The organism is Hahella sp. NBU794 (assembly GCF_050749805.1).
GTDB lineage: Bacteria > Pseudomonadota > Gammaproteobacteria > Pseudomonadales > Oleiphilaceae > Hahella.
Genome location: NZ_CP192738.1, coordinates 6,308,770 through 6,334,401 on the forward strand (window position 1 = coordinate 6,308,770; position 25,632 = coordinate 6,334,401).

At 56.1% G+C, this 25,632-nt stretch carries 22 protein-coding genes; 10 read left to right on the top strand and 12 right to left on the bottom strand.

Features of this window, described 5'->3' with window-relative positions:
- Positions 1-13: 13 nt before the first annotated feature.
- Positions 14-1,987 (bottom strand): BCCT family transporter, encoded by a 1,974-nt coding sequence (locus ACQYWX_RS27685; protein WP_431687059.1) that lies wholly within the window; start codon positions 1,985-1,987, stop codon positions 14-16.
- A gap of 207 nt (positions 1,988-2,194) precedes the next feature.
- Positions 2,195-3,094 carry a LysR family transcriptional regulator gene (locus ACQYWX_RS27690; RefSeq protein WP_431687060.1) on the bottom strand — a complete coding sequence of 300 codons (900 nt, stop codon included), beginning with the start codon at positions 3,092-3,094 and terminating at the stop codon, positions 2,195-2,197.
- 133 nt (positions 3,095-3,227) lie between these two features.
- Here ACQYWX_RS27690 and ACQYWX_RS27695 point away from each other — a divergent pair, with 133 nt between their 5' ends.
- The 6 genes from ACQYWX_RS27695 (at position 3,228) to ACQYWX_RS27720 (ending at position 10,312) form a co-directional block, all read left to right on the top strand.
- Entirely contained in the window at positions 3,228-4,016 is a 789-nt protein-coding gene (locus ACQYWX_RS27695; protein WP_431687061.1) for an SDR family oxidoreductase, read from the top strand.
- 98 nt (positions 4,017-4,114) lie between these two features.
- Positions 4,115-4,372 (top strand): hypothetical protein, encoded by a 258-nt coding sequence (locus ACQYWX_RS27700; protein WP_431687062.1) that lies wholly within the window; start codon positions 4,115-4,117, stop codon positions 4,370-4,372.
- Positions 4,365-4,934 carry a DUF924 family protein gene (locus tag ACQYWX_RS27705; protein ID WP_431687063.1) on the top strand — a complete coding sequence of 190 codons (570 nt, stop codon included), beginning with the start codon at positions 4,365-4,367 and terminating at the stop codon, positions 4,932-4,934. Before ACQYWX_RS27700 ends, ACQYWX_RS27705 begins: the two co-directional genes overlap by 8 nt.
- Before the next feature lie 119 nt (positions 4,935-5,053).
- Positions 5,054-5,524 carry a hypothetical protein gene (locus tag ACQYWX_RS27710; RefSeq protein ID WP_431687064.1) on the top strand — a complete coding sequence of 157 codons (471 nt, stop codon included), beginning with the start codon at positions 5,054-5,056 and terminating at the stop codon, positions 5,522-5,524.
- Positions 5,525-5,851: 327 nt separating this feature from the next.
- Positions 5,852-8,524, top strand: a complete 2,673-nt coding sequence (locus ACQYWX_RS27715; protein WP_431687065.1) for a response regulator — start codon at positions 5,852-5,854, stop codon at positions 8,522-8,524.
- A gap of 162 nt (positions 8,525-8,686) precedes the next feature.
- Positions 8,687-10,312: a methyl-accepting chemotaxis protein gene (locus ACQYWX_RS27720; protein WP_431687066.1), complete on the top strand. Its 1,626-nt coding sequence runs from the start codon at positions 8,687-8,689 to the stop codon at positions 10,310-10,312.
- Between the two features lie 116 nt (positions 10,313-10,428).
- Here ACQYWX_RS27720 and ACQYWX_RS27725 read toward each other — a convergent pair whose 3' ends face one another.
- Both ACQYWX_RS27725 and ACQYWX_RS27730 read right to left on the bottom strand, forming a co-directional pair.
- Entirely contained in the window at positions 10,429-10,536 is a 108-nt protein-coding gene (locus ACQYWX_RS27725) for a PEP-CTERM sorting domain-containing protein (protein ID WP_127973780.1), read from the bottom strand.
- Between the two features lie 417 nt (positions 10,537-10,953).
- Positions 10,954-11,847, bottom strand: coding sequence for a M23 family metallopeptidase (locus ACQYWX_RS27730; RefSeq protein WP_279501653.1), 894 nt, complete (start codon positions 11,845-11,847; stop codon positions 10,954-10,956).
- Positions 11,848-12,050: 203 nt separating this feature from the next.
- Here ACQYWX_RS27730 and ACQYWX_RS27735 point away from each other — a divergent pair, with 203 nt between their 5' ends.
- On the top strand, positions 12,051-12,842 hold the full coding sequence (locus ACQYWX_RS27735; RefSeq protein ID WP_164887397.1) for an RMD1 family protein: 792 nt from the start codon (positions 12,051-12,053) through the stop codon (positions 12,840-12,842).
- A 34-nt stretch (positions 12,843-12,876) separates the two neighbouring features.
- Here the strand turns inward: ACQYWX_RS27735 and egtD are convergent, their stop codons facing one another.
- Both egtD and egtB read right to left on the bottom strand, forming a co-directional pair.
- The gene (gene egtD / locus ACQYWX_RS27740; RefSeq protein WP_431687067.1) at positions 12,877-13,857 is read right to left on the bottom strand and encodes an L-histidine N(alpha)-methyltransferase; all 981 of its coding nucleotides are present in this window, start codon (positions 13,855-13,857) and stop codon (positions 12,877-12,879) included.
- Positions 13,850-15,145, bottom strand: a complete 1,296-nt coding sequence (egtB, locus tag ACQYWX_RS27745; protein WP_431687068.1) for an ergothioneine biosynthesis protein EgtB — start codon at positions 15,143-15,145, stop codon at positions 13,850-13,852. Before egtB ends, egtD begins: the two co-directional genes overlap by 8 nt.
- Positions 15,146-15,565: 420 nt before the next feature.
- Between egtB and ACQYWX_RS27750 the strand changes: the two genes are divergently transcribed.
- On the top strand, positions 15,566-15,760 hold the full coding sequence (locus tag ACQYWX_RS27750; RefSeq protein ID WP_216737502.1) for a DUF6316 family protein: 195 nt from the start codon (positions 15,566-15,568) through the stop codon (positions 15,758-15,760).
- Positions 15,761-15,941: 181 nt separating this feature from the next.
- Positions 15,942-16,397 (top strand): DUF2489 domain-containing protein, encoded by a 456-nt coding sequence (locus ACQYWX_RS27755; RefSeq protein ID WP_279501649.1) that lies wholly within the window; start codon positions 15,942-15,944, stop codon positions 16,395-16,397.
- A 74-nt stretch (positions 16,398-16,471) separates the two neighbouring features.
- Here the strand turns inward: ACQYWX_RS27755 and ACQYWX_RS27760 are convergent, their stop codons facing one another.
- From ACQYWX_RS27760 to ACQYWX_RS27775, 4 genes are all read right to left on the bottom strand, one after another.
- A complete protein-coding gene (locus ACQYWX_RS27760; RefSeq protein ID WP_011400010.1) occupies positions 16,472-16,723 on the bottom strand; it encodes a hypothetical protein in 252 nt (83 codons plus the stop codon).
- Between the two features lie 229 nt (positions 16,724-16,952).
- Complete coding sequence (locus ACQYWX_RS27765; RefSeq protein ID WP_216737504.1) at positions 16,953-18,359, bottom strand: HDOD domain-containing protein; 1,407 nt, start codon at positions 18,357-18,359, stop codon at positions 16,953-16,955.
- 160 nt (positions 18,360-18,519) lie between these two features.
- Complete coding sequence (gene recG, locus ACQYWX_RS27770) at positions 18,520-20,586, bottom strand: ATP-dependent DNA helicase RecG (RefSeq protein ID WP_431687069.1); 2,067 nt, start codon at positions 20,584-20,586, stop codon at positions 18,520-18,522.
- Between the two features lie 27 nt (positions 20,587-20,613).
- Positions 20,614-21,552 carry a hydrogen peroxide-inducible genes activator gene (locus tag ACQYWX_RS27775; protein ID WP_216737506.1) on the bottom strand — a complete coding sequence of 313 codons (939 nt, stop codon included), beginning with the start codon at positions 21,550-21,552 and terminating at the stop codon, positions 20,614-20,616.
- 314 nt (positions 21,553-21,866) lie between these two features.
- On the opposite strand from ACQYWX_RS27775, the gene ACQYWX_RS27780 reads away from it, so the two are divergent.
- Positions 21,867-22,748 (top strand): sugar nucleotide-binding protein, encoded by an 882-nt coding sequence (locus ACQYWX_RS27780; protein WP_431687070.1) that lies wholly within the window; start codon positions 21,867-21,869, stop codon positions 22,746-22,748.
- A 65-nt stretch (positions 22,749-22,813) separates the two neighbouring features.
- Here the strand turns inward: ACQYWX_RS27780 and ACQYWX_RS27785 are convergent, their stop codons facing one another.
- Together ACQYWX_RS27785 and ACQYWX_RS27790 are read right to left on the bottom strand one after the other, a co-directional pair.
- On the bottom strand, positions 22,814-23,200 hold the full coding sequence (locus ACQYWX_RS27785; RefSeq protein ID WP_216737508.1) for a RidA family protein: 387 nt from the start codon (positions 23,198-23,200) through the stop codon (positions 22,814-22,816).
- A 184-nt stretch (positions 23,201-23,384) separates the two neighbouring features.
- Positions 23,385-25,514, bottom strand: a complete 2,130-nt coding sequence (locus tag ACQYWX_RS27790; protein ID WP_216737509.1) for a RelA/SpoT family protein — start codon at positions 25,512-25,514, stop codon at positions 23,385-23,387.
- Positions 25,515-25,632 lie beyond the last annotated feature (118 nt).

Consider the following 25,632-nt stretch of genomic DNA (forward strand, 5'->3'; position numbering starts at 1 on the left):
GCAGAGCCGGCGATTAGCGCAGCAAATGCAGGAAGTGCATGTGCTTGTGGTACTGGTCGATGATGTCGTTGATCACCGCGACTTTGCTCCAGCCCATCACATCATAGTCCTGCCCGCCTTCGCGCAAATGCACTTCGGCGCGGTAGTAGCGCTCCTCTTCAGGGGCGTCCTCAATGGATTCCTCCGGGTGAATGAAGTTCGGCTTCACATGAGAACGACTGCGCACCTCGTAAACGAAGTCCACTTCATTGCCCAGCATCACCGTCAGTCGCACTCGATGGCGCTCCCGGTCCTCTTCCACCTGCGCATCCAGCTCATGTTCCCGCAACTCTTTACAAACCGACTCACAGGCGGGTTTGGCGATAGTTCCCAGGAAACGGCTGACGTTATCTTTGTCCGGGTAATCGACAATGTTGGATAAGCGATCGCGCCAGTTTTCGTCATGCACCATGGGCGCAGCCGGCTGCACATTGAGCTGCAGACTGTCCCGCTTAAAGGCGTCGATGCGCAGGGCTTTAATCAAGCCATAAGTGGCGATCAGCAATACGACGGCGAACGGCAGCGCGCTGGCGATAGTCATGGTCTGTAGCGCCCCAAGACCGCCTGCGGCCAGCAAGACGGCGGCGACAATGCCTTCGCCGCCAGCCCAGTAAACCCGCTGCCACATGGGGGTGTCGTCACGGCCGTTGGAACAGAGCATATCCACCACCATGGAGCCGGAGTCAGAAGAGGTCACGAAAAACACGATCACCATCACCGTCGCCAGCAGCGACAACACGCCGGAGAACGGGAATTGCTCCAGGAAGGCGAACAAAGCGATAGTGACGTCGCTGGAAACGGTGTCTCCCAACGAAGTCAGGCCATCATTCAGAATCATGTTAATAGCGGTGTTGCCGAAAAAGGTCATCCACATCAGGGTAAAGCCAGTCGGCACGAACAACACGCCCATGGCGAATTCGCGAATCGTCCGCCCTCGCGACACCCGCGCAATGAACAGCCCCACGAAAGGCGCCCAGGACATCCACCAGCCCCAGTACAGAATGGTCCAACCGCCTATCCAATCCGTTTTCTCATAGGCGAACAAATTAAAGGTGTTGCGCACGATATCCGATGCATATGAGCCCAGGTTCTGTACGAACGCCTGCAACAGGAACACCGTCGGACCCGCCAGTAACACAAAGACCAGCAGAAGCACCGCCAGCGCCATGTTCAATTCGGACAGGCGGCGGATACCTTTATCAAGTCCGGTGGTGACGGAAAGTATCGCCAGAAACGTCACAAAGACGATCAAGATAACCTGGGTCGTCAGTCCCACAGGAATATCAAAGAGGTGATTCAAGCCAGAGTTCACCTGCAATACGCCATAGCCTAAAGAGGTGGCGACGCCGAAAAGGGTGCCGATGACGGCGAAAATATCCACCGCATGACCGATAGGGCCGTAAATCTTCTCGCCGATCAACGGATACAGCGCGGAACGCAGCGTCAGCGGCAAACCGTGTCGATAACTGAAAAACGCCAGGATCAGCGCCACGATGGCGTAGATCGCCCAGGCGTGCAGGCCCCAGTGGAAAAAGGTGATTTTCATGGCTTCACGCGCCGCCTGCACCGTACCGCCATCGCCAACCGGCGGCGACAGGAAGTGCATCACCGGCTCCGCCACGCCAAAGAACATCAGGCCGATGCCCATACCGGCGGAGAACAACATGGCGAACCAGGTGATGTAGGAATAATCCGGCGTGGAATGATCCGGGCCCAGTTTGATCTCGCCATAACGAGACAACCCAAGAAAGCAGACAGTGATCAAAATGATCGCCACTGTCAGCACGTAAAACCAACTGGCGTTGGCGACAATGGCCGCCTGCAGCTCAGTGAACAACTCGCTGGCTTTCTCAGGAAAGAGCGCCGCAAAGGCCACCAGCAATACAATCAGTCCAGAGGAGGTAAAAAAGACAGGGGGATTTAAACGCGCTTTCGGGCTCCCATTCATAATGTGTCCTTAAGTCGTCGTGCATTTGATTCGATAAGGTCGCAGGATGCGCATCCGGCGTGCCTTAGAGTTACCTAGCAATCGCAGTGCGTCAGAGTATTCCCAACGACTCCCGCGATCATGTAGACAGGTTGATCAACAACCAATTACGCGTGCCTAAACAGGCGCTTTAGCCTGCCTAGTATACCTCATCGGGCGCGTCGATGCTCAGACGCAGACTACCTTGACCAGTTCGCCCACCCAATCGATGAAGACGCGCACCCGGCGAGACAGTTGTCGCCGATGGGGATACATCGCATAAATCTGCATGGCTTCCGCTTTGGCGTCCGGCAGCACTTCCACCAGTTCCCCGGACTTCAGCAGATGCCTCACGTCATACGCCGGCGCCTGTAACAGCCCCATTCCCGCCAGGGCGCAGGCCACGTAGGTCTCCGCGTTGTTCACCGTCACCCAGCTGCGCATCTCCACATAATGCAGCTCCCCATCCTGCACATATTCCCAGGGCTCAGCACGCCCTGTATTAGGTGACGCGAATCTGACCGCCCGATGCGCGCTCAACTCATCCGGGGTCTGCGGCGCGCCGTAACGCGCTATATAGGCAGGGCTGGCGCAGTTTACGAATTCCATTTTCCCAAACGGTTTGGCCACCAGACTGGCGGAGCCGGGATCGCCCACTCGCACCACGCAGTCGACGCCTTCCTGAATCAGATCGATAGTGCGATCCGTCGCTCCCAGCTCCAGCTCAATATCCGGATAGCGCTCAAAGAAGTCCGGCAACGCCGGCGCAATCACCCGGGAACCGAAGCGACTGGGAACATCCACTTTCAGTTTCCCGCTCACCTTCGCCCCGGGCTCGCGGAACATGCTTTCAATCTCTTCGATCTCCGTCAGTAAATGACGGCAGCGCTCCAACAGAGCGGCCCCATCATGCGTCAGGCTGACGCGACGAGTGGTGCGATGCAGCAGACGCGCGCCCAAGCTGGCCTCCAGCTTCTGCACTACGGAAGAAACGGTGGAGCGAGGCAGTTCGCACAAGTCCGCCGCCCGGGTAAAGCTGCCGGTTTCCGCCACCCGGGCGAACACCTGCAATGCGTCGATCCTATCCATATCCGCCTCTCTATTATTCGCAATTCATGGACAGATTATGCAACGGCGCGGCCATTATGCGAAACAGCCGCACAGATAGAATGCAATCAGGTCAGGCGTTCGTCTGATCCATTCATCTACAGAGGAGCATGACATGAGTACGCAATCCCTTACCTCGCACACTCTCAAAGATAAAGTCGTCCTCATCGGCGGCGGAGCCAAAAACCTGGGCGGCCTGTTGTCTCGCCACTTTGCCGAGGCTGGCGCCAGCGCTGTCGTTATTCATTACAACAGCGACGCCACCCGCCAGGCGGCGGAAGAAACGCTCGCGGCGGTTAAAGCCGCCGGCGCTCAGGCGCTGATGATTCAGGGAGATCTGACCCAAGTATCTGAAGTCGCCCGCCTGTTCGACGCCGCCGTCGAAGCCTTTGGCCGCGTCGACGTGGCGGTGAACACCACTGGCATGGTCATCAAAATACCGCTACCGGAAATCAGCGAGTCTGACTATGACAAGATCTTCGCCATCAATTCCAAAGCCGCATTTTTCTTCATGCAGGAAGCCGGCAAAAAGCTCAGTGACGGCGGCAAGTTGTGCACGATCGTCACGTCTCTGCTGGGAGCATTCACAGGCTATTACTCTATTTACGCCGGCAGTAAAGCGCCCGTGGAGCACTTCACCCGGGCAGCGGCCAAAGAGCTGGGCGAACGCGGCATTTCCGTCACAGCGGTAGCGCCGGGTCCCATGGAAACACCGTTCTTCTATGGCCAGGAAACGCAAGAGTCCGCTCACTATCATCAGACGGCGGCAGCCTTGAGTCCCTTTACCCGCACCGGACTGACCGATCCTCAGGATATTGTCACTCTGGTGCGCTATCTGGTGACGGAAGGCTGGTGGATTACCGGACAAACCATTCTGGCTAATGGCGGCTACACCACTAAGTAGCCCAGCTTTTTGCAGATCCCGGCGGCGGCGCGATTTCGCAACCGGGACTGAAGCCGTCCTGATTACGTTTTTAATCAACGAATAGCGGAGCCATAACCATGCACACACTCCTTATGATCTTCGGCGGATTCACCCTGCTGGCGATCTGTCTGATGCTTGGGCGCTATTTCGGCGCGCTGGCGTTGGCGGCGTTGATCTTCATTCCTGTCTGGGCAGTCGCGGCCGGCGTCAATATGTGGATTGGCGTCTCCCGCGCCGGCTATTCGGTTATGGAAGAAGCCCCTATATTCCTGCTCATCTTCGCCATCCCCTCTGCTGTCGCCCTGTTTTGTTGGTGGAGACTTTCCCGTGACTAGTCTTAATGCGCCGCCAACACATTCCGCGCAGGCAATCGCTGACGTTATCACGTTTTGGTCAGACGCCGGTCCGCAACGCTGGTTCGCGAAAGACCCTGCTTTTGACGACGTTTTTCGCGACCGATTTCTTGCGTTGCATATGCGCGCCGCCAAAAGAGAACTGGACCATTGGACGCAATCGCCGGATGGCGCGCTGGCGTTGTTGATCCTGTTGGACCAGTTTCCACGTAACGCCTTTCGCGGCAGCGCGCACATGTACGCCACCGACGCGCTGGCGCTGATGTTCGCGAAGACGGCGCTGGCGCAGGGCTTCGATAAACGGGTCGATCCGGCGTTGCGACTGTTCCTCTATCTTCCTTTCGCGCACTCCGAACAAGAGGAAGATCAGCATCTGTCAGTGCGTCTGAATGCGCGATTAGGGGCCGACTACAGCGCTCACGCCCGCGGTCACCGCAGCATCATCCAGCGCTTCGGCCGCTTTCCTCATCGCAACGCCATGCTGGGGCGCATCACCACCCAAACGGAGCAATCTTTTCTGGACGCCGGCGGATTCGCCGGCTGACAGCCCCCCACGCGAGTTGCAAACCGTTACCGACCGCTAAGAAAGAACAACTGAAATTGACGGAAGCATTAATTAGCATCACGGGTTATCACTACAACACTGCAGAGGGTCGGTACACAATGCGTCTTTCCCCCGCCAAGCTGTTGCTCATCATTCAGTGCTCAACCATTTTTCTATCCGCTTCGATCATGATCGAAGGCAGCCGCGTCGTGCACAGCGACCTGGTGAAAGGCGGACTGATGATCGCCATCTGCCCCCTGCTGCTGATGTTCCTGGGCCACCGTCTGGGACGCGAGTGGGTGTTTGAATCATTGCGCGCACTGGACGACGAACTCAGCCCGCAAGAGTGTGAGCGTAACGCCGCGGCTTCATTGTTGCGCCTGAGCACCATCTGCGTCAGTCGCACCCTGCTCAAGCTGGTGGGTATCCTGCTGGCGGTGATCGTCACTCCCGCCCTGTTGTTGCCGGAAATCCTGCAAACGCCGGACCTGTGGCAACAAGCCCTTACTGGCGCAATCGCAGTCATTCTGCTGCTGACCGCCGCCCAAGTTACTCACAACAGCCTGGCTTCGCGCCTCTCCATGAAGTAGACGCGTCGCCGTTGCGTAACCGCTGCCGCGATTAGCAACGAAGGCGCCGCGGAGAGTCCGTACTTTCCGCAGTGCCAGATGGACAATATCCATAGGCCCTCCGGTCGACTAGACTAACCAGCACAGTCGTGTATGGAAATGCTGTAGCGAATAAAGCGTCAGGCTTATCCGCCCGTTGGGGCGTTAGAGGTTTGCTGCTGATCGCCAGCGCCGATGGGGGCCGAGCGCAGGACAGCCTTTGCTATACTTAGGGCTGTCAGCATTTCGGCGTCGCCACTGCTGCGCCTGAACCGGCGTGGCGAAAAACAACAACCGCGCGTGTGAGTAGTGAAAAGGAAAGCCGAGTTACCGTCCGCACAGAAATCGACCCAGGTGCGCAATGGTTATGTGTTGCGCGTTATCGCCTGCATGATCGTTTTGTGCCTGCACATCGCGATATTCAAATTTTCCGGCCACCCGCTCATGTGGGGGCTGATTGTCCTGCACACGCTGATTTACCCTCACCTGGCGTATTTCTTCTCCGAATCCAAGCAGCATGAGCTGGATAACATACTGGTCGACTCCTTCGCCTATGGCGCCTGTGTAGCGCTGTGGGGATTCAATCCCCTGATCACGCTGGCTTTTATCTGCGGCGCCTGGATGACCAATCTGGCCGCCGACGGCGCCATATTCTTCTTTAAAGGCATTGTCGCCAATATCACCGGCGCTCTGCTGACAGGCTTGATCACTGACTTTTATTTCCGTCCCAGCCTGGAGCTGACGCCGACCCTGATCGCCTCCGGCGGCCTGTTCGGCTACACCATGAGCCTGGGCATGCTGCTGCATCGCATCAACCTCAAACTGAATCAAACCAAGCTGCGCCTGCTGGAGCAGAAAGAGTCGTTGATCGACATCAGCTCACTGGCTCATGCGGTCAACACTCACCTCGAGCTGGACCTGATCATGGGCCGGGTCATGCAGTCCCTGCGCCGTATCCAGCCGTTCGAACAGGTTTACATCACACTGTTCGAAGACAATCTGGAGCGTCTGGTGCTGGTGAAAAGCTATGGCGACGCGCTGACGGCGCAAGAGGTCAAGCAGTCGGAGGGGTTCACGTTTTTCCTCCCCGAAGATGAGAACAGCATCTTTGTCCGCCCCTTGGTGAAAGACGAGCCGCTGTTCATTCCCCGGGTGCCTCCCCCTGACGCCACAACCTCAAAAGTGGACAAACGTCTCTACGATTTTCGCGCGCCTATTTCCATCGCCTATTTTCCCCTGCATGTAGATAACAAAGTCATTGGCGGCTTCGGCTTCGTCAATTACGTCCAACCTCTGGATCTGGACGCCGCCGCCATCGAATCCATCGCCGAGTATCTGGTGCAGGTCGGCACTGCAGTGCGTAACGCCCAGCTTTTCGAACAAGCCCGGCAGGCCAAAGAGCAGGCGCTCAACGCCCAACGCGCCGCGGAAGTATCGGAAGCCGCCAAAAGTCGTTTTCTCGCCAACATGAGCCACGAGATACGCACGCCCATGACGGCGATTCTCGGCTACTCGGAATCGCTGCGGGAGAGCAACTTAAGTCGCGAGGAGCGTAACCAGTTTATCGACATTATCGTGCGCAGCGGTCGTCACTTGCTCACCATCATCAACGATATTCTCGACCTGTCGAAAATCGAGGCGGAAAAGATCGAAATCGAGCACATGCAGATCTCGTTGCCTAACCTGATTGAAGATCTGCGCTCCCACATCGGCATGCGCGCGCACGAAAAAGGTCTGACCCTGGACATCACGCCGAAATTGCCGCTGCCCGCGCATTTCGAGTCAGACCCCACACGTCTCAAACAGATCCTGTTCAATCTGGGCGCCAACGCCACCAAGTTCACTCACAAGGGAAGCATTCACTTTGGCGTCAGTTATGAGAAGGACGCCAACCTGCTGCGCTTCACCGTCACTGACACAGGTATCGGGCTGGGACCGGGCGAGCTGAAAAAGATCTTCGAACCCTTCGTGCAGGCGGACAGCTCCACCACTCGCCAGTACGGCGGCACCGGACTGGGACTCTACATTTCCAGGCAACTAGCCCACATGCTCGGCGGCGAACTGACGGTGGATAGCTCCCAAGGCGAAGGCAGTCGCTTCAGCGTCACCATCAACGCCGGCGACCTGAGCCAGACGCTATGGATAAACAGCCTGGAAGAATTCGAGAAAGCACGTCAGCGGCTGGAGCTGAACGGCGCCGCCTGGAGCGCTCCCCGTTTGCGCGGCAAAGTGCTGCTGGCGGAAGACAACCTCGACAACCAGACGCTGTTTCATCGCTTCCTGGTGGAAGCCGGCCTCAGCGTGACTTTGGCGAGCAACGGCAAACAAGCAGTGGAAGCGGCGTCCGCGTCTCGCTTCGACCTGATTCTTTTGGATATCCAGATGCCGGAAATGGGCGGGGATGAAGCCATCCAGCATTTACGGGAATTCAGCCAGACGCCGCCAGTGATTGCACTGACCGCGAATGTGATGCGCCATCAGTTAGATGAATACCGCCAATTGGGCTTTATCGACTTCATCGCCAAACCGGTCGACCGCCTGCATTTCTATCAAAAGTTGCGGCTTTACCTGCCAACAGTGCCGGAAGACCTCACCGGACGCATCCTGGTGGCGGAGGACAACGACGTCAACCGCTTGCTGTTCAAACGTCAGATCGAGCGCATCGGTCCCGCCCTGACCGTGGTAACCGTCGAGAATGGGCAGGAAGCGCTGGAGGCGGCGCTGGCGGACAGTTTCGATCTGATCCTGATGGACATCCAAATGCCGGTCATGGATGGTCTGGAGGCGCTACGCGCCTTGCGCGCCCAGGGATACACGCAACCGGTTTACATTATTTCCGGCAACACCGAGCCCGCCGATATCGCCACTTATATGGAGTCCGGCGCGCAAGGTTATCTCGGCAAACCTCTGGACCGGAATCAACTCGATCAGCTCCTGCAGGAGTTGCTCGGACACTGCACAGTCACCGCACCCCAAGCCTGAGCTCAGCTCAAAAAACACTCGCTCTCCCACCAACGTTCAGCGTTCTGTCATAAAACTGCAACAAACGTGCGACATCCCGCCATAAATAGCAAAAATCCTCTTATATGCTATTACTTTATAGATACATACCACTCTTCGTTCCGATCCGTTCCGGAGTCAATCATGCAATGGTTATCCAGAAGTTTGTTTAATCAACTGTTAGCTGTCGTCGTGTTAAGCGGACTGCTGACGCTGGCCGCAGGCATTTTCAGCGCCGTCTCCAACGAGCGCCGCATCAGCGAGCTGGAAATGTCCCTGGCCAGAAATGGAGATCTTCTGCAGGAAGCGAATGAGTCCGTCGCGTTGTTTAAAATTCAAGTACAGGAATGGAAAAACGTACTGCTGCGCGGAGGTAAACCGGACAACCTGAAAAAGTACTGGGATCGCTTCGTAGAGACGGAAGCCAAGGTGCAGGAAAAGGTCACCGCCATCCGCCCGCTGCTGCCGGAAGAGTCCATGAAGTCGACGCTGGATCAGTTTATCAATCGCCATAAAATTATGGGGCAGGCCTATCGCGAGGGTTTGGCGGAGTTCAAACAGGCGAACTTCGATCCGCAGGCTGGCGACAATGCAGTCTCCGGCATCGACAGAGAGCCCACCAAACTATTGCAGGATCTGGCGGACAGTCTTAAAGCGCATGTCACCGAGTCTTACACCCGCGCCCACCACGAATTCAGCAGCAGCTTCACTTTCTGGAGCATCGTTCTCGCCGCCGTCACCCTGGCGTCGGCCATCATCGTGTTATCGCTGATCAATGTGCGTATCGTGCGCCCTACCCGCAATATCATTGATAAGATCAGCAAGCTCAGCCACGGGGAGATGGGACATGACTTCTCCTCCAACCGCGAGGATGAACTGGGCCGACTGTCGAATTCCGCCGCCGAACTACAGAAGTTTCTCGACGATTTTGCCGCCGCCATGGACAAAACGGCGGAAGATCTAGGTGAAAACATCACGATCATTACCCGCGCCGCTGACGATATCGTTAACTGTTCGCAGGATTCCAACGGCCGCACTATTCATGTCGCCACCGCCATGCAGGAGATGACCGCCGCCTCTCAGCAGGTCGCCCAGAACGCCAGCAACGCTGCGGAAGTGGCCCATGAAACCGATATTGCCGCCAAAGACGGCATGGAGGCGATGAAGCGCGCCAACGACGCCATCAAACGCCTGTCACAGCAAGTGTCGAGCAGCTCGGACACCGTGAAGAAGCTGGCTGAAGACACCAAAAATGTGGGCACCGTGTTAAATGTGATTCGCGGCATCGCCGAACAAACCAACCTGCTCGCATTGAACGCCGCCATTGAAGCGGCCCGGGCGGGCGAACAGGGGCGCGGCTTCGCGGTAGTGGCGGATGAAGTACGCTCCCTGGCGCAGAAAACCCAGAACTCCACCGCAGAAATCGAGTCCATCATCGACAGCGTGCAAAACGGCGCCAAAAACACGGTGTCTGTGATGGAGGCCAGTAATCGCATCACTGACGAATGCAGCGGCTATTTCGCCAGCGCGTCAGAAAAGCTCTCTTCCATCAGCGAAGCCATCGCCAAAGTGAACGCCTTGAATACAGAAGTGGCTACCGCGTCCGACGAGCAATTGTCGGTATCTGAGGATATCGCCAAGAATCTGGAGGAAGTGTCGGAATTGACTGACGAATCCGCACGTAATGCAACATCCGCCAAAGATAAGATTGGTCGCCTTACCCATCTCGCCGATCGCGCGTCAGAGCTTTCTTCTCGTCTGCGCCGCTAGTCCGATCTCTCTTGAATTGAATGCATAAACCAGGGAAGGTTTGTGGCGTACTTTCTTCAGGGCAAAAAAAAACCCTCTTAACATAACGCTAAGAGGGGTATTCACCGCCAATGAATTTAACCGTGTTTCTTGGATTTCATGCCTCGGTAGAGGATGATCGCCAAGAGCGCTATACCATAGAGAGCCAACGTCGCAGGCTCGGGAACAGTTACTATCGGAGGCATACTTCATTCTCCCAACTGTCGTATAACACTATTGCCCCTTATACTGCACACCCGAGGCCACAAAACAAAAACATATTAAATATCAAAAACTTATTTAGACAAAAAAGAAAGGTGAACTACGTCACATGAGAATTTCGAGAAAAAAAGTCGCGGATGAGCCATTAACTGTAAAAATTGCTGACTAGAGGTAGCCGATTGGTCAGCTTTAAATCACTTTTCCACTTGAATTTGTCTTCTCCCCCTCCTCTGCGCCAGACAACAGCGTAAGCCTATCGGCCTAGCCCCATAGACAAAGCCAGCTTGTTGACAGCCTTTTGTCCTATGCCCGAAATACGCGTAAAAAAAATGGACGCTTGGCGTCCACTCTCAGGTTGTATCTATGTCGGGACGTCATTTATCTCGACAGGGCGTAGGCCTCTACCAGCCAACCATGCGAGTCCTCTCCCTAATGGGATAGTCATTTCCCGCAGAGTCCTGCATGTGAAAGCGTAGCGACTGCAGATCCAGTCCGACATTTCTGCGCACGACAAAATGCAAATGCGGCCCAGTGGAAAAGCCAGTGCTGCCGGAACGCGCCAGCGCCTGACCGCGCTCCACCCGGTCACCGGGACGCACCTGTAAACTCCCCTGTAAAATATGCGCATACATGCCTGTAGTGCCGTCGTCATGCAGAATCATGACGAAGTTGGCTTTATCCAGGAAATAGGCGAATGCCGCGCTGCCAATGCTGTAATTCTCCTCCACCGCCATCACCACACCGCCCCGGGCGGCGTGAATATAGCTGCCGACCGGCATGGCGATATCCACGGCATAGGTGTTGGGTTCTTCCGTATGCGAAAACTGACCGTTAAAGCCCTGGGAAATAACGTAGGATTCGCCCCCTGCGAACGGCGGCGAGTACACCGCGTTGTAATCAGGTTTGGCCTCGGGATCGCCGGGGATGTAGTAATACTGGTAGTCCACCTGGCCCTGAATCTTGAAATAGCGGGTGGCCTCAGCCTCCACCAGGATACTGTCCCGCTTATACTCACCCTTGTCCCGCACCTGCAACAAAAACTGCACAGGACCTCGCCACGGATTCGTAGCTGTCAGAATCGTGACGTTATCCTCTACTTTGGAAGTAATAACAGGCTTGTCCTGAGAGTCGCGGGAAGAGGTCAGTTTCACTTGTTCATGCTTGCCCTGCTGCGGCGCCTTATCGGTGAAATGCCAGCGACCGCTGGCGTCCTGATACTTATAGACGGTCTGCGCCGCACTGGAAAAAGCGCACAGACAGGCTGCCGCCAGGGAAAAGTAACGAAGGAATTTCAAAGGCGCGGGACTCCGGGTAGATAACTGCTTCTGAACGCATGACAGCCTGAGCTGAACATCCTTAGGAAATATACCAATCCTGGGCTTTTCCGTCCTCTACCTTGTTCACTTTCGTGCTAAGCTCATTGAAGACGGCGCCGCTTTGCGCCCGTTATTCAGCGGGAGTTCGGGAACCGTCATTTTTTGTTAAATCAGGACCTTCGATGTTTCAGGATATCAGTTCATTGCTTATCCGGGCGCTTTATATTGGCGACCAGATAGATGTTCGACAGTTGGAAAAAGTAAAAGCCTGCGCACGTAATCCACTTACGTTGATGGTGGAGCAGGAAGCCGCCTACGTGACCATCTTCCGCTACGGCGTAGTAGTGATGTTCAACGTCAAACCTCAGGACGAGGCGGCGCTGATGCGGGAAATTATGCTGCATACCAAACGCCCGCTGGATAAACCCGTGGTGGAAGAGTCGGAACTCTCCATCACCACCACGCCGTCCGACACCGTCGCCGACAACATCATCAGCGTGTTTGCGCCCACTGTGGAGAAGCTACAGATCATCGCCGACGCGATGGCGAAATCCGTGATCCTGGAATTCTATGAGCTGGAGGAGAGCCGCAACCTGGAGCGCATCAGTCCCCTTGCGGAATTCCTGCACTCTCAGGGGCGCACCGGCGCCAAGACGCAGGAGCTACTTAAGCAAATCGGTAAAGTGCTGCTGAATCAGCAGATCATGGTGGGCCGCGTCGAAGTGGGCGAAAAGCCGGATCTGCTGTGGGACTTTCCAGAGCTGGAGCGCTTCTACCTGCGTCTGTCCGATGAATTTGAAATACGGGAGCGAGACAAGGCGCTGGAGCGCAAGATGGAAATCATTTCCCGCACCTCGCAAACCGTACTCGACATCATTACCGCCAAACGCAGTCTGCGGGTGGAGTGGTATATCGTCATTCTGATCGTGTTTGAGATACTGCTGACGCTCTACGAGCTGTTCTTCACTCACTGATTCCGTCGAAAGCGGGGCCTCTTGGCCCCGTTTTTCAATCCGTCATTCTGACGCCGCCCTCATATTGCAGCAGATGCATGCTGTACATGTCATCCTCCGCCAGCCATACCCGACGCGACTGCCAACCCGCCGACGCCGCCAGATCCTGGAACCGCTCCACGGTGTACTTGTGAGAGTTTTCCGTATGGATGGTTTCGTCTTTCGACAGATGGAAGTACTTGCCGCCCACCGCGATGAATTGGTCGCACAGGCTGCGTAAATGCATCTCTATGCGACTCTTCGTTTCATTGAAGCGGGCTTCATGGGCGAACTGCTCCAGCGTCAGCTCAGCTCCCAGCTCCTGCTGCATGCGGCGCAACAGATTGAGATTAAACTCTCGCGTCACGCCACTGGCGTCATCGTAGGCGCGCAGCAGAATGCGGCGGTCTTTCAAGGTGTCCACGCCAACCAGCAGATACCCGCCTTCCCCTAGCGTACGCCCGACCCGGTAGAGAAAACGTCTTGCGTCCTTCGCCTCCAGATTGCCGATCGTGGAGCCGGGGAAGAAGCCCATGCGAGGCCCTGTGGCGTCCGGCAGCGGTTGCGCCTCCATAAAGTCGCCCACGACCGGCGTCACCGTTAAAGCAGGATAACGCTGGCTCAGGTTTTTAACGCTCTCCAACAGAAAGGTTTCTGAAACATCAATGGCGACGAATCCATCGACCTGGGGATGCGCATCCAGTAGTCGCTGTATCTTTTCGCAGTTTCCACAACCAAACTCCACGATCTGTCCGATATGCGGGAGTCTCTGCGCCATTTCCCGGGCCACGTAATCAATCATGCCCATTTCCGTACGAGTCAGATAATACTCGTCCACGTCACATATCTGCTCGAACAGCTCCGAACCGCGCTGGTCGTAAAAGTATTTACACGGCAGCGTTTTCGGCCAGCCGGACAGGCCCTGCACCACGTCCGCTAAAAACGCCTCATCAATAACTTCGTGTTCACATAGATCCTTAATGACTGGTTCAATCATCTCGCGCCAACCTCACTCCTGTCGCCTGCCAACGTTGATGGGGATAAAAGAAATTGCGATAGCTGGCCCGCAACAACCGCCGCGGAGAGGTAAAAGCGCCCCCGCGCAACACAAACTGACCACACATGAACTTGCCGTTATATTCTCCCAGGGCTCCCGCCAATGGTTTGAAGCCTGGGTAGGAGGAATAGGCGCTCTGCGTCCACTCCCACACGTTGCCGAACATATCCGCCAGCGCCTGCCCCTGCTGAGGCCGGCTGACAGAGGGGGTCCAGCGCCCCTGTTCCATAAAGCGACCAGGCGCCACGCCGCCTGAGTCCCCGTCTTTGGCTATGCCCGCCAGGTAGCTGCGAGCGGCGATTTCCCATTCGGCTTCACTGGGTAAACGCGCCTGAGCCCAGCGGGCGTAGGCGTCCGCCTCGAAATAGTTCACATGGCACACGGGCTCGTCCGGATTGAGAGGCGTCAGACCGTGAGGAGTGAATCGCAGCCAGCCGCCATCACGTTTGATCCAGTACAAGGGAGCGCGCCAGTCTTCCTGCAACCGCGCCGCCCAACCGTCGGAAAGCCAAAGTTGTGGGTCGTCATAGCCGCCTGCGTCCATAAACGCCAGCCATTCGCCATTGGTCACAGGCCGGGAAGCGAGACGAAAGGGCTCCTGGAATACCTTGTGACGGGGACCTTCGCAGTCGTAGCTGAAGCCTTTGCTGAGCGCGCCAATTTCAAATAAACCGCCGTCGCTGTCGAACCATTCCAGAGGAGCGGCGGACTTGGATTCTGTATCAGGAGGAAGCGGCGGCTTCCAGGCGGGATAGGCGGGGTTGAAGCTGAGAGCATGCAGCATATCGGTGATCATGAGTTCCTGATGCTGCATTTCGTGATGCAACCCCAGTTCCACTCGCTGCAGTAATTGCGGGTCCGGGTCAGGCTTACTCAACAGAGCGAGGATATGGCGATCGACATGCTCGCGGTACGCCAGCGCCTCTTCCAAAGAAGGCCGGCTCAGCATGCCTCGTCGCGCCCGGGGATGCCTCTCCCCCAATGCTTCATAATAAGAATTGAAGTAATAGCGAAAGCCATCGTTCATGCGCTCATAACCGCTCATGAACGGGGCGAGAATCAGTTCTTCGAAAAACCAGCTTGTGTGGGCGAGATGCCACTTGATAGGGCTGGCGTCGTTCATGGACTGCAGCAGCATGTCCTCAACGCTTAATCCCTGGATCAGCTCATGGGAGGCGCCTCTGACGGCCGAAAAAAATTCGGCCAGAGTCTCCTTCGTCACCGCCATAGGTTCTATTCCTTGTTCTTGATGGGGTTTGACGTAGGCTGCCCGAACGGCGGATCAGAAGACGGCTGGCGCCGCCCGGTTCACAGCGGAAGTTCGGGTACTGCGAGCTCTCACATCACCATAGCAGACAAATTTCACAAATGCCTGATCAATTAATGCTCTCCCGTACGGCGGCTGAATTACCCGCCAAAGCCCATGGGGCCGGGCTTACAGACTCTGACGCCTTTAAATTTCAATGCGTCCAGAAGGAAGCAAAGCGTTCCCTCTACTGACCCTGATCACGCGTTTATACTCGCGAAATCTGACTGACAGGCTTTTTTATAGCCAATCAGTCTAATAATAGATCAAAAAACAACCTAAGCTTAAAATAGGTTCTTATGGCCATCCCCTCGTAGTCCAAGCAGTAAGAGGTAGCAGGCTATGAAAGTACGCGCAGGCGAATCTGATCGCTCCTGGTTCCGTAGTGAGCGATTCATCCATACTTCCGACGGGTGGTATTTCATGACCCGGGAAAACACCCAGGAAGGCCCATACCAATCCATCACCGAAGCTGAAAACGAACTGGCCATGTATATCCGCATGACGATTCAGGCAGACCAGTTCTCCAACGCCTGAGCCAGCTTCCGGGCGACTTTCCCCTCAATCCTGCCGCGCCAGTGTGACAGAATCATGTCCCCGGCCCGGGCATTGCGGCGCGGGTATCATTTTGCCGCCGGATCGCCAATAATCTGCACCATGATCATGTCGGCGCGAGGCCGGCGTCCGCGCGAATTGAATACCTACCGGAAATGCCCCAATGCCTGCTTACTTACAATGGATTCTTATTTTGGTCGGTTTGGCCGTCTGTCTGTTTCTGGGATTTTTTATCCGTCGCCAACTCCGCACTTTGCAAGAACACCGACGACTGGAGGCGGAGCAGCAAAACCGCACAGAAGCGAATCGCGCCCACGCCATTGAGAGCATCACGGTGCTGGCCCGCTGTATCCTGTCTGATCAGGTAGAATTGTCTGAAGGAAGCATTCGCATCAAAGTGTTGCTCGACGCCGTCGACCCCAGCCTGCATGAGCGCGAGCCCTACGCCATCTTCAGTAAGATCTACAAAGAAACTGAGCACATGCCTACACATGGCGCCCGCAAGGAAGTGGACAAGCGCTTTCTATTCAAGCTGGACAAGCAGCGCTGGGACCTGGAAGAAAAATATCGGGAGCAGATTATTGATGCTTCCAAGGCGATTCTGGAGCATTCATTCTAAGGACTGGCGTCCGTCAATAAAGGCCCCGCAGAACGGGGCAAAAGGACTAAAGTCTCTGGGGTTTACACAAAAAATCAATTCCAGAGCTTCGGAGGAACCACTCCTCGGGACACAAGTTCTTTGATCAGTTCCGGCTCCAGTTCATGTGCGAACTTCCGGAAATATTTCTGGATGATGATGTCAGACGATTGCGATGACTTGGTTATAAGCTCCATGCGCGAACTTTCTTCGGAAAGCCGGTAACGTTCGCCGAATCGACGGCGGAACTGATACTCCAACTGCTGCAAGTGATAAATGCTGGCTTGATTGAAAATAAGCGCGCCCATGACAGCCCTCCTGTCGGTAAAGTTTGTTAAGCGCCTTCGGTGATGATTATGTCCGTCTGCAGGCCTTATATGGCAGGCGTTGCGAGTGGATCGGTTGGTTGATGGTTCTTAAAGAGCTTACAACTTAACTATAGACACAGTTTTGAAATAATGTGAAACCTGTCACATTATTTTTTAATTCCCGCTTACATAAAGTAACCACGAAGAGGAGCTTAATCCTTGGCACGGATCAGCTGCGTGTGGCGTCCGCCAGATTGTCCGCCAGACTCTTCATATCTTCGGACATACTGAGCAATTCCTGCAGCACTTCCTCGGCGCGCTCGCGGGTCAAGCCGAGATCGTCCCATATGGACTGAGGCGCAGGTTGCGCCGGGCCTTCGCCGATGCCATGTTTGCGCAACAGCTGGGTGGCGACGAACAGCAAGGCGCTGTATACCGCATAATCACCGTTGAAGTAGGGGTTTTTCTGATAACGCAGCGCCACGCAGACTTCTTCCGGCATGTTCCACATTTCCATCAACTTGCCGCCCATCTGCTCCCGGGTGATGCCTAACAGAAACTGTTCGCAGTTCTCGGAGTCGACATGCCGATTGGCTTCGTTGTAACGGCCAATCAGCGAGAAGTGCGGCGGAAACACATGAGCCAACACCAGATAGCCGAAGTTGTGCAACAGCCCAACCAGATACGCCAATCCAAATTCGGGACGACGCTCCTTCGGTATCGCCGTGGTGAGCGCGCCGCACAACGTGGCGGTCCATACCGCCTGCTCCCAGTAGGGAGTAAAACCGTCGCCGCGTTCCTCAGGCACTTCCAACGTCCTTCCCAACGCCAACCCCATAGACAGGTTCATAACCAGATCAAACCCCAGCACCCGCACGATGGCGTCATGCACGGAGCGAATCTTGCCTGGAGCGGCGTAAAACGAAGAGCTGGCCCAACTGACCACCTGAGCCGACAGGCTGGGGTCGGTTTCCACAATATCCGCCAGTTCGGAAATGCCCGCTTCCGGATCGACGCGCAGTTTGATGATGCGTTGGGCGGTTTCCGGCAATGGCGGCATTTCCAGCGTATCTTCCAGGCGGCGCTGAATACGCAGACTGGTGAAACTGGAAATCGCCTTGTTGATCTGATCCATGTCTTTCGCCGGTTGATTATGGTTAACGGCGATTTCAGGCAGGCGCACGCTGATCTGCATGCTCTTGACCGTCCCCATGGCGGCCTCGAACAGGCGTCGGCTCATGCACAGATATTTGTCTTCTTCCGAGGAGGGCAGGAAAATCTCATCCAGAGCGCTCAAGCGGGCGTCAATCACCGCTTCGCAGCCGGTCAGATCCGGCAGCGCCGGCACTTCATACCATTGCAGGCGCTTGCGCAGTTCATCCAGTTCCGCCAGAGGCAAAGCCCGCAAGTTGCGGCCAACGCCCTCATTAAGCCGGTCCAGATCAAGGATAGTGCTTTCAGGTATCACCGCCTGCAGAACGCCGGCCTCGTCGTGCAGCATAATCGCCCGCACTCTCGCTTCCGTCGGCGCGTCTTTGCCCGTTACCTCCCGCACCTTGGCGGCGTCTTCCGCCAAGTCGCTCCTTTGAGTGCTGTAGTCCTCTAATAAACGCGCAACGGCTGCTGGAACGGCCATATCTCTTATCGCCTCGTATGGGAGAAATAAAATAAACCGGCTTCTAATATCAGGGGGATTTTTCATCATTACTTAAATTGTAGCTTAGCAGGTTTCGGGGGTTCTGCTGGCTTAGGGTATCTTTTGTAATGATTGGTAAGGGATTGCTAAGCGCGCCCACTCAGACCTTGCCGTATAACGCGCGCTGGCCGATCCAGCGGCGGATGAGGGCTTCCGTCACGTCCACCTGATCGATGACGCTCAGGGCCATTTCTTTCACTACCGGCAACCACTGACGGTCCCGCTGCAGATCGGCGATGCGGAATTGAATCAAACCGGTTTGCCGGGTGCCGAGCACTTCTCCCGGGCCACGGATCTCCAGATCCTTCTCTGCAATGACAAAGCCGTCGTTGCTGTCCCGCATGACCTGCATGCGCGCCTTGCCGGCCAGAGACAACGGCGGGTGATACATCAGCACGCAATAACTTTCGTGGCTGCCGCGCCCGACCCGGCCGCGTAGCTGATGCAGTTGCGCCAGCCCCAGGCGCTCAGGGTTTTCGATAATCATCAGGCTCGCGTTGGGCACGTCCACGCCGACTTCGATAACCGTGGTGGCCACTAACAAGTGCAGACGATTGTTCTTGAAGTCTTCCATGACGGCGGTTTTCTCCGCCGCTTTCATCCGCCCATGCACCAAGCCAACGCGCAAATCCGGCAGGGCTTCCGCCAAGTTCGCCGCCGTCGCTTCCGCAGCCTGACACTGCAGCACTTCGGACTCTTCAATCAGGGTGCATACCCAATAAGCCTGACGCCCTTCCAGACACACTTTGCGCACGCGCTCCACCACATCGTCCCGTTTGATATCGGGTATGACCGCCGTCACCACTGGCGTGCGTCCCGGCGGTAATTCGTCGATCACCGAGGTGTCCAGATCCGCGTAAGCGCTCATCGCCAGGGTGCGGGGAATCGGTGTCGCGGTCATAATCAACTGATGAGGAGCCTGCCCGGAACGGGCGCCTTTCTCCCGCAGCGATAGCCGCTGATGCACGCCAAAGCGGTGTTGTTCGTCGATAATAGCGAGGCCAAGTCGGGCGAACTCAACTTGGTCCTGAAACAACGCATGGGTGCCGATAGCCAGTTGCGCTGCGCCGGATGAAATCGCATCCAGCACTTTTTGCCGCTCACTGGCCTTAAGTTTGCCGTTAAGCCACACCACGCTGACGCCCAGAGGCTCCAGCCACTGACTCAGTGTTTTGAAGTGCTGTTCTGACAATATTTCCGTCGGCGCCATCAACGCCGCCTGATGACCGGCTTCAATGGCGAACAACGCTGACGCCGCAGCCACGACGGTCTTGCCGGAGCCGACGTCTCCCTGCACCAGACGCAACATGGGAACCATGGCGCGTACATCCTGCTCCACTTCCCCGATAACGCGTTTCTGCGCGCCAGTCAGAGCAAACGGCAGTTGTTCGATAAAACGCTGCTGCAAGGGGCCGGCCTGCAAAGCCGGGGCCGGTTGCGACTGTACTTCCTGCCGCAATTGCAAGAGGCTGAGATGGTGCGCCAGCAGCTCTTCCGCCACCAGTCGCTGTTGATTGGGGTGGCGACTTTCCGCCAGCGCCGTCACATTGGCGCCCACAGGCGGATGATGCAGGTAATCCAGCGCTGTATTCAGCTCCGGCATCTGATAATGACTGCGTAATTCCTGAGGCAGCCAGTCTTTGATGGGGTAACGACGCATCAGCGTCAGCGCCTGTTGGCACAGATCGCGCAAACGTTTCTGCATCAGACCTTCTGTCGTCGGGTAAATGGGCGTGAGACGCTGCTCCATTTCCGCCGGCTTTAACTCGTCCACCTGCGTGGTTTCGGGGTGATACATTTCCAGCCCGCTACGACCGAGGCGCGCCTCGCCGTAACACAGAAACTTGCGACCGGGGCTGAAGCGATTCTTCTGCTGCGCAGTGAAGTAGTAAAAACGCAGGCCGATCTCACCGCTATCATCGCGCACCCGCACCAGCAGACTGCGTTTGCGTCCCAGCTCGACCCGAGAGTCCACCACCGTCGCTTCGACTTGCGCTGGCATGCCCACTCGCACCTGAGCAACCGGCGTCACACGGGTGCGATCCTCATAACGGAGGGGTAAGTGAAACAGCAGGTCCTGCACCGTGTGCAGGCCCAGCTTCGCCAGCTTTTCCGCCAGGGCCGGTCCGACGCCTTTCAGTTCGGTCAACGGCTGTTCAATAGACACGCTAAGGCGATCCTTTTCCGTCTTGCTTTAACTGGCGCGCTTCTCAACCACCCTGCACTGTCCCGCCGCCAGCGCCACCATATCGATCGCTTTCGGGCGTGGGAAGGTGACGCGCCAGGCCAGGCCTACTGTGCGATAGGGCGCTGGAGATTTGAATGGCCGCGTCGTTAGCAAACCGCTGGCGTAGCGGTCTTCCCGCACGGCGGATAGCGGCAGAACGGTGATGCCAAGGCCGGAGGCGACCATGTGGCGAATGGTTTCCAGCGAGCTGCCTTCCGTGATGATATGCGCAGGCCGGTCGCTGCGGGGCGGCTCTTTACCCATTCGGTTGAACAGTTCCGGGCAGGCGTCCAGCACCTGGTCGCGGAAGCAGTGTCCCGGTCCCAGCAACAGCAGGTCGTGGGCGGGCAGCATTTCACTGTCGATTTCGTCGTATTGAGACAGCGGATGGTCCTCCGGCATCAACACAACGAAAGGTTCGTCATACAGCGGCAGAGTCACGACTTCCGGCTCATTAAACGGCAGCGCCACAATAATGGCGTCCAGCTCGGAGTGACGCAGCTTCTCCCGCAATACGGCGGTGTAGTTCTCTTCTATATATAGCGGCATTTGCGGCGCCGCCCGGTGCAACTCAGGCATCAGATGGGGAAACAGGTAAGGCCCGATCGTATAAATCGCGCCAACGCGCAGCGGCTGAGACAGCTGGTCTTTACCCGCCTGGGCGATATCCTTGATAACGCTGACCTGATCCAGCACGCGCAACGCCTGATCTACGACACGCTTGCCGGTGTCGGTGACAGTGATATGGCTCTTGCTGCGCTCGAACAGGGTGACCCCCAGTTCATCCTCCAGCTTTTTCACCGCCACGCTCAAGGTGGGCTGACTGACGAAACAGCGCTCAGCGGCGCGGCCGAAATGCTTCTCTTCAGCCAGAGTGACAATGTAACGCAATTCAGTCAGAGTCATGTGTTTCTCACTATGTTGTTTTCCATCCGTTAAGCGCCAGTCATCTTTCCGGACGACTACTTATCGGCTCAAATCTTTTTATGGACAGTCTCTGGGACCAGGAGTTCCTGCTTTCCCCTGGAAAAACATTTCAGAACGCCAGGGAATACTCTACCCTGCATCACTGGTTTTCAAGGGTTCCGAATGCGCCAATTTATACGCCCGGCGCGCCGGTTAAGAAACCGCTTCGCAGACTTGGCTTAATAGTCTGACCATATTGAACTTTTCGACTTAATAGCCAAGAGCTAGCATAAGCCTGATTGGAGATAGACGCAATGCATCAACCACGCCTGCTGCTACTCGGTTTTGGGGCGCTGAATCGCCAAGTGGCGGCGCGCCTGCAAGACCGTTTTGACATCCTCGCAGTATCGCGCACGCCACAACAACCGGAAGGCGTCGCTCACTATGCACTGGATCTGGAGCAGGATGCTTTGGACGCCCTGCCCGTCGATATCGACGTCGCCATTTATTGTCTCACGCCCTCCGCCTTTACGCCGGAAGGCTATGAAGCCATCTACGTGAAAAGCCTGCAACGCGTTCTGAACCGCCTGCGCAGCGGCTCAATCAAGCGATTGTTGTTTGTATCCTCCACCAGTGTGTATGGCCAGGAAAACGACGAATGGGTCGATGAAGACAGCGCCACGGAGCCTGCCAGTTTCTCCGGCGCCACACTACTGCAGGCGGAAGTCTTGCTGGCGGACGCCGATATCGCAACGACCGTGGTGCGCTTTTCTGGCATCTATGGCGCTGGCCGCACGCGCTTGTTACAGCAGGCGCTGGATGGGCAGGTCGCCCTCTCAGGCCCGAGCGGCTACACCAATCGCATCCATGAACAGGACGCAGTAGGCGTGTTATGTCATTTAGCGGAACTCACTATGGCCAAGCCGCTGCAACCCTACTATCTGGCCAGCGACTGCGAGCCCGTGCGAATGCACGAAGTAGCGCAATGGATTCGAGAGCAAGCCTGCTCTCGCGTGGAGTGCGCGCCGGAAGCCGCGCCAGCCCAGCAAAAACGTCGCGCAGGCAGTAAACGCTGCGCCAACCAACGGCTACTGGCCAGTGGTTTTCAGTTCAGCTATCCCACATTTCGAGAAGGTTATGGGGAAATGATTGAGGCTTATATCGCCCAAAACAGTCAGGCGAATACAAAAGCGTGAAGACCAGAAGCTGGCGGGGAAAGCTTCCCGGTCCGGAGCCGGACCGGGGAGAAGAAATCAGCGGATCAGGAAGTCACCATGATGCCGTCCATTTCCACCAGTGAGCCTTTCGGCAACTGGGAAATGCCAATCGCGGCGCGAGCGGGATAAGGTTCTTTGAAGTAAGTCGCCATGATTTCGTTGACGGTAGCGAAGTTGCTCAGGTCGGTCAGATAGATATTCAGTTTGACGATATCGCCCAGGTCGCCGCCGGCAGCGCGGCATACAGCGCGCAGGTTATCGAATACTTGCTTGGTCTGTTCAGCGAAATCGCCGCTCACCAGTTCCATCGTCTCGGGATTCAACGGAATCTGGCCGGACAGGTATACGGTTTGACCGGCTTTAACCGCCTGGGAGTAGGTGCCGATCGCCTTGGGCGCATTTTCAGTCTGGATAACGGATTTATTAGTCATATCTGTTGCCTCATTATTCTCGTTCCGCCGCGGACAACGCCGCCTTGGATATAGTTACCGCCGATACTGTGTTGAAAGAACGGCATCTTACCGGATTTCTCCGGTTTGCGAATACTGTCAGACAGTACTCAGGAAACGGATCAGTTAGCAGGATGGATAAGGTTGGCGCGGCGTTCCCGGCCGCTTAGTGTTTCACCCTGGAAATGGAAGTCACCGCCAGCAGATGACGCAGGCGTCGCATGACCCGCGCCAGGTGGATACGGCCCTGAACTTTAATGATCAGGCTCACCACGCTGAGACGGGCGTTTTGCTCTTCCACATTGATTTTCTCGATATTGCCGTCGGCCATGGTGACCGCGCTGGCGATTTCGGCGATGACGCCCCGCTGGCGCTCCACTTCGACCCGCAAGGCGACAGAGAACTCATCAGTGATGTTCTTGGCCCAGGTCAGATGGATGCAGTGCTCGGGGTCGTGGAGGAATTTCTTGATCTTGTCGCAGGTTTCAGAGTGAATCATCAATCCTGCGCCGCGATTGATGACACCGACGATAGGATCGCCGGGAATCGGCTTACAACAGTGCGCCAGATTCAACACCTGGCCATCAGCGCCTTCAACCATCAAGGACGGCTTGTTGTCGTCCTCGCGGTATTCCATGTCATGGCTTTCCGTCGGCTCGCCGTCAGACACCAGTTGGCGGGCCACGATATACGCCATGCGGCTGCCCAGTCCGATTTCCTCAAGCAGGCGGTCGAAGCTGCTGGCCTGATTGTGCTTGAGCACTTTTTCTTTGTGCTGCTCGCTGATGTCGTCAAGTCGTTTGCCGAACGCCTGCAGGTTTTTCTTCAGCAGGCGACGCCCCAGTTCGCGGGATTCGCTCTGACGCTGCTGCTTCAGATAGTGCCGGATGTTGCTCTTCGCCTTGCCTGTGACGACAAAGTTGAGCCACGCCGGGTTCGGCTTGGCGCCGGGCGCGGTAATAATTTCCACGGTTTGCCCGCTCTTCAGCGGCATACTGAGTGACGCCAAGTGCTTGTTAATGCGGCAGGCTACCGTGGAGTTGCCGATATCCGTGTGTATCGCATAGGCGAAGTCCACCGGAGTCGCCCCGCCAGGCAGCTCCATGATGCGGCCCTTGGGCGTAAAGATGTAGATTTCGTCCGGGAACAGGTCGATTTTGACGTGCTCGATGAATTCCAGGGAGTCGTCCGCCCGCTCGCGCAGCTCCATCAAATCCTTCACCCACTTCTGCGCCCGCATCTGCTGGTTATCCGCCAAGTCGGAAGTGGCGCTCTTGTAAACCCAATGCGCCGCAATGCCGCTGTTGGCGACTTTGTCCATTTCTTCGGTGCGGATCTGGATTTCGATATTGACGTGGGAGCCGAACAGCGTGGTGTGAATGGATTGATAACCGTTGGCCTTGGGCAGGGCGATATAGTCTTTGAAGCGGCCCGGCACCGGTTTGTACATGCCGTGGACCACCCCGAGCGTTCGGTAACAGCTGTCCACGGAGTCGGTAATAATTCGGAAGGCATATACGTCCATAATGTCATGGAATGAGCGTCGTTTAGCCTTCATCTTTTGGTAAATGCTGTGCAGGTGTTTCTCCCTGCCCTGAATGCGCACGGACAGACCGCGCTCCTTCAGTTTGCTTTCCAGCTTGTGCTTGATCTCTTCGATGATCTCGTAATGGGTGCCGCGCAGTTTGCGCACCGCTTCCTGGATATACTTGGCGCGCATCGGGAACATGGCCTGAAACCCGAGGTCTTCAAGCTCCACGCACATGGTGTGGATGCCAAGACGATTGGCGATCGGCGCGTAGATATCCAGCGTCTCCGTCGCAATACGACGACGTTTCTCCGGCTTCAGCGGCCCCAGCGTACGCATGTTGTGCAGACGGTCCGCCAGCTTCACCAGGATAACGCGAATGTCCTTGGCCATGGCCAAAGTCATCTTTTGAAAGTTTTCCGCCTGGGCTTCCGCTTTGGATTTAAATTCAATCTGGGTCAGTTTGCTGACGCCATCCACCAATTCGGCGATGCTCTCTCCAAACTGGCCGCTGAGCGCGTCTTTGGGAATCCCAGTGTCTTCAATGACGTCATGCAGCATAGCCGCCGCCAGACACTGATGGTCCAATTGCAAATCGGCCAGGAGATTGGCCACCGCCAGCGGATGAGTGATGTAAGGCTCCCCGCTTTGCCGGTATTGCCCTTCATGCGCCTGCTCGGCGTAGTAAAACGCTCGCCGCACCACATTGATATGGTGGTTATCCAAATAGGTTTTTAAACGTTCAGCAAGCGCATCAATCGTCGGCACAAGGGACCTTCACAACATAAGCGGTACACAAAATAAAAATGGCGGAGATGAAAAAACCGGACAATCAGCCCAGATTTTTAACAGCTGTATAAATCAATATAAAGATAAAGAGGGGAAT

Coding starts and splice junctions, on each gene's coding strand:
- ACQYWX_RS27685 (WP_431687059.1), bottom strand. CDS start 1,987: ATGAATGGGAGCCCGAAAGCGCGTTTAAATCCCCCTGTCTTTTTTACC.
- ACQYWX_RS27690 (WP_431687060.1), bottom strand. CDS start 3,094: ATGGATAGGATCGACGCATTGCAGGTGTTCGCCCGGGTGGCGGAAACC.
- ACQYWX_RS27695 (WP_431687061.1), top strand. CDS start 3,228: ATGAGTACGCAATCCCTTACCTCGCACACTCTCAAAGATAAAGTCGTC.
- ACQYWX_RS27700 (WP_431687062.1), top strand. CDS start 4,115: ATGCACACACTCCTTATGATCTTCGGCGGATTCACCCTGCTGGCGATC.
- ACQYWX_RS27710 (WP_431687064.1), top strand. CDS start 5,054: ATGCGTCTTTCCCCCGCCAAGCTGTTGCTCATCATTCAGTGCTCAACC.
- ACQYWX_RS27720 (WP_431687066.1), top strand. CDS start 8,687: ATGCAATGGTTATCCAGAAGTTTGTTTAATCAACTGTTAGCTGTCGTC.
- ACQYWX_RS27725 (WP_127973780.1), bottom strand. CDS start 10,536: ATGCCTCCGATAGTAACTGTTCCCGAGCCTGCGACGTTGGCTCTCTAT.
- ACQYWX_RS27735 (WP_164887397.1), top strand. CDS start 12,051: ATGTTTCAGGATATCAGTTCATTGCTTATCCGGGCGCTTTATATTGGC.
- egtD (WP_431687067.1), bottom strand. CDS start 13,857: ATGATTGAACCAGTCATTAAGGATCTATGTGAACACGAAGTTATTGAT.
- egtB (WP_431687068.1), bottom strand. CDS start 15,145: ATGGCGGTGACGAAGGAGACTCTGGCCGAATTTTTTTCGGCCGTCAGA.
- ACQYWX_RS27750 (WP_216737502.1), top strand. CDS start 15,566: ATGAAAGTACGCGCAGGCGAATCTGATCGCTCCTGGTTCCGTAGTGAG.
- ACQYWX_RS27755 (WP_279501649.1), top strand. CDS start 15,942: ATGCCTGCTTACTTACAATGGATTCTTATTTTGGTCGGTTTGGCCGTC.
- ACQYWX_RS27760 (WP_011400010.1), bottom strand. CDS start 16,723: ATGGGCGCGCTTATTTTCAATCAAGCCAGCATTTATCACTTGCAGCAG.
- ACQYWX_RS27765 (WP_216737504.1), bottom strand. CDS start 18,359: ATGGCCGTTCCAGCAGCCGTTGCGCGTTTATTAGAGGACTACAGCACT.
- ACQYWX_RS27775 (WP_216737506.1), bottom strand. CDS start 21,552: ATGACTCTGACTGAATTGCGTTACATTGTCACTCTGGCTGAAGAGAAG.
- ACQYWX_RS27780 (WP_431687070.1), top strand. CDS start 21,867: ATGCATCAACCACGCCTGCTGCTACTCGGTTTTGGGGCGCTGAATCGC.
- ACQYWX_RS27785 (WP_216737508.1), bottom strand. CDS start 23,200: ATGACTAATAAATCCGTTATCCAGACTGAAAATGCGCCCAAGGCGATC.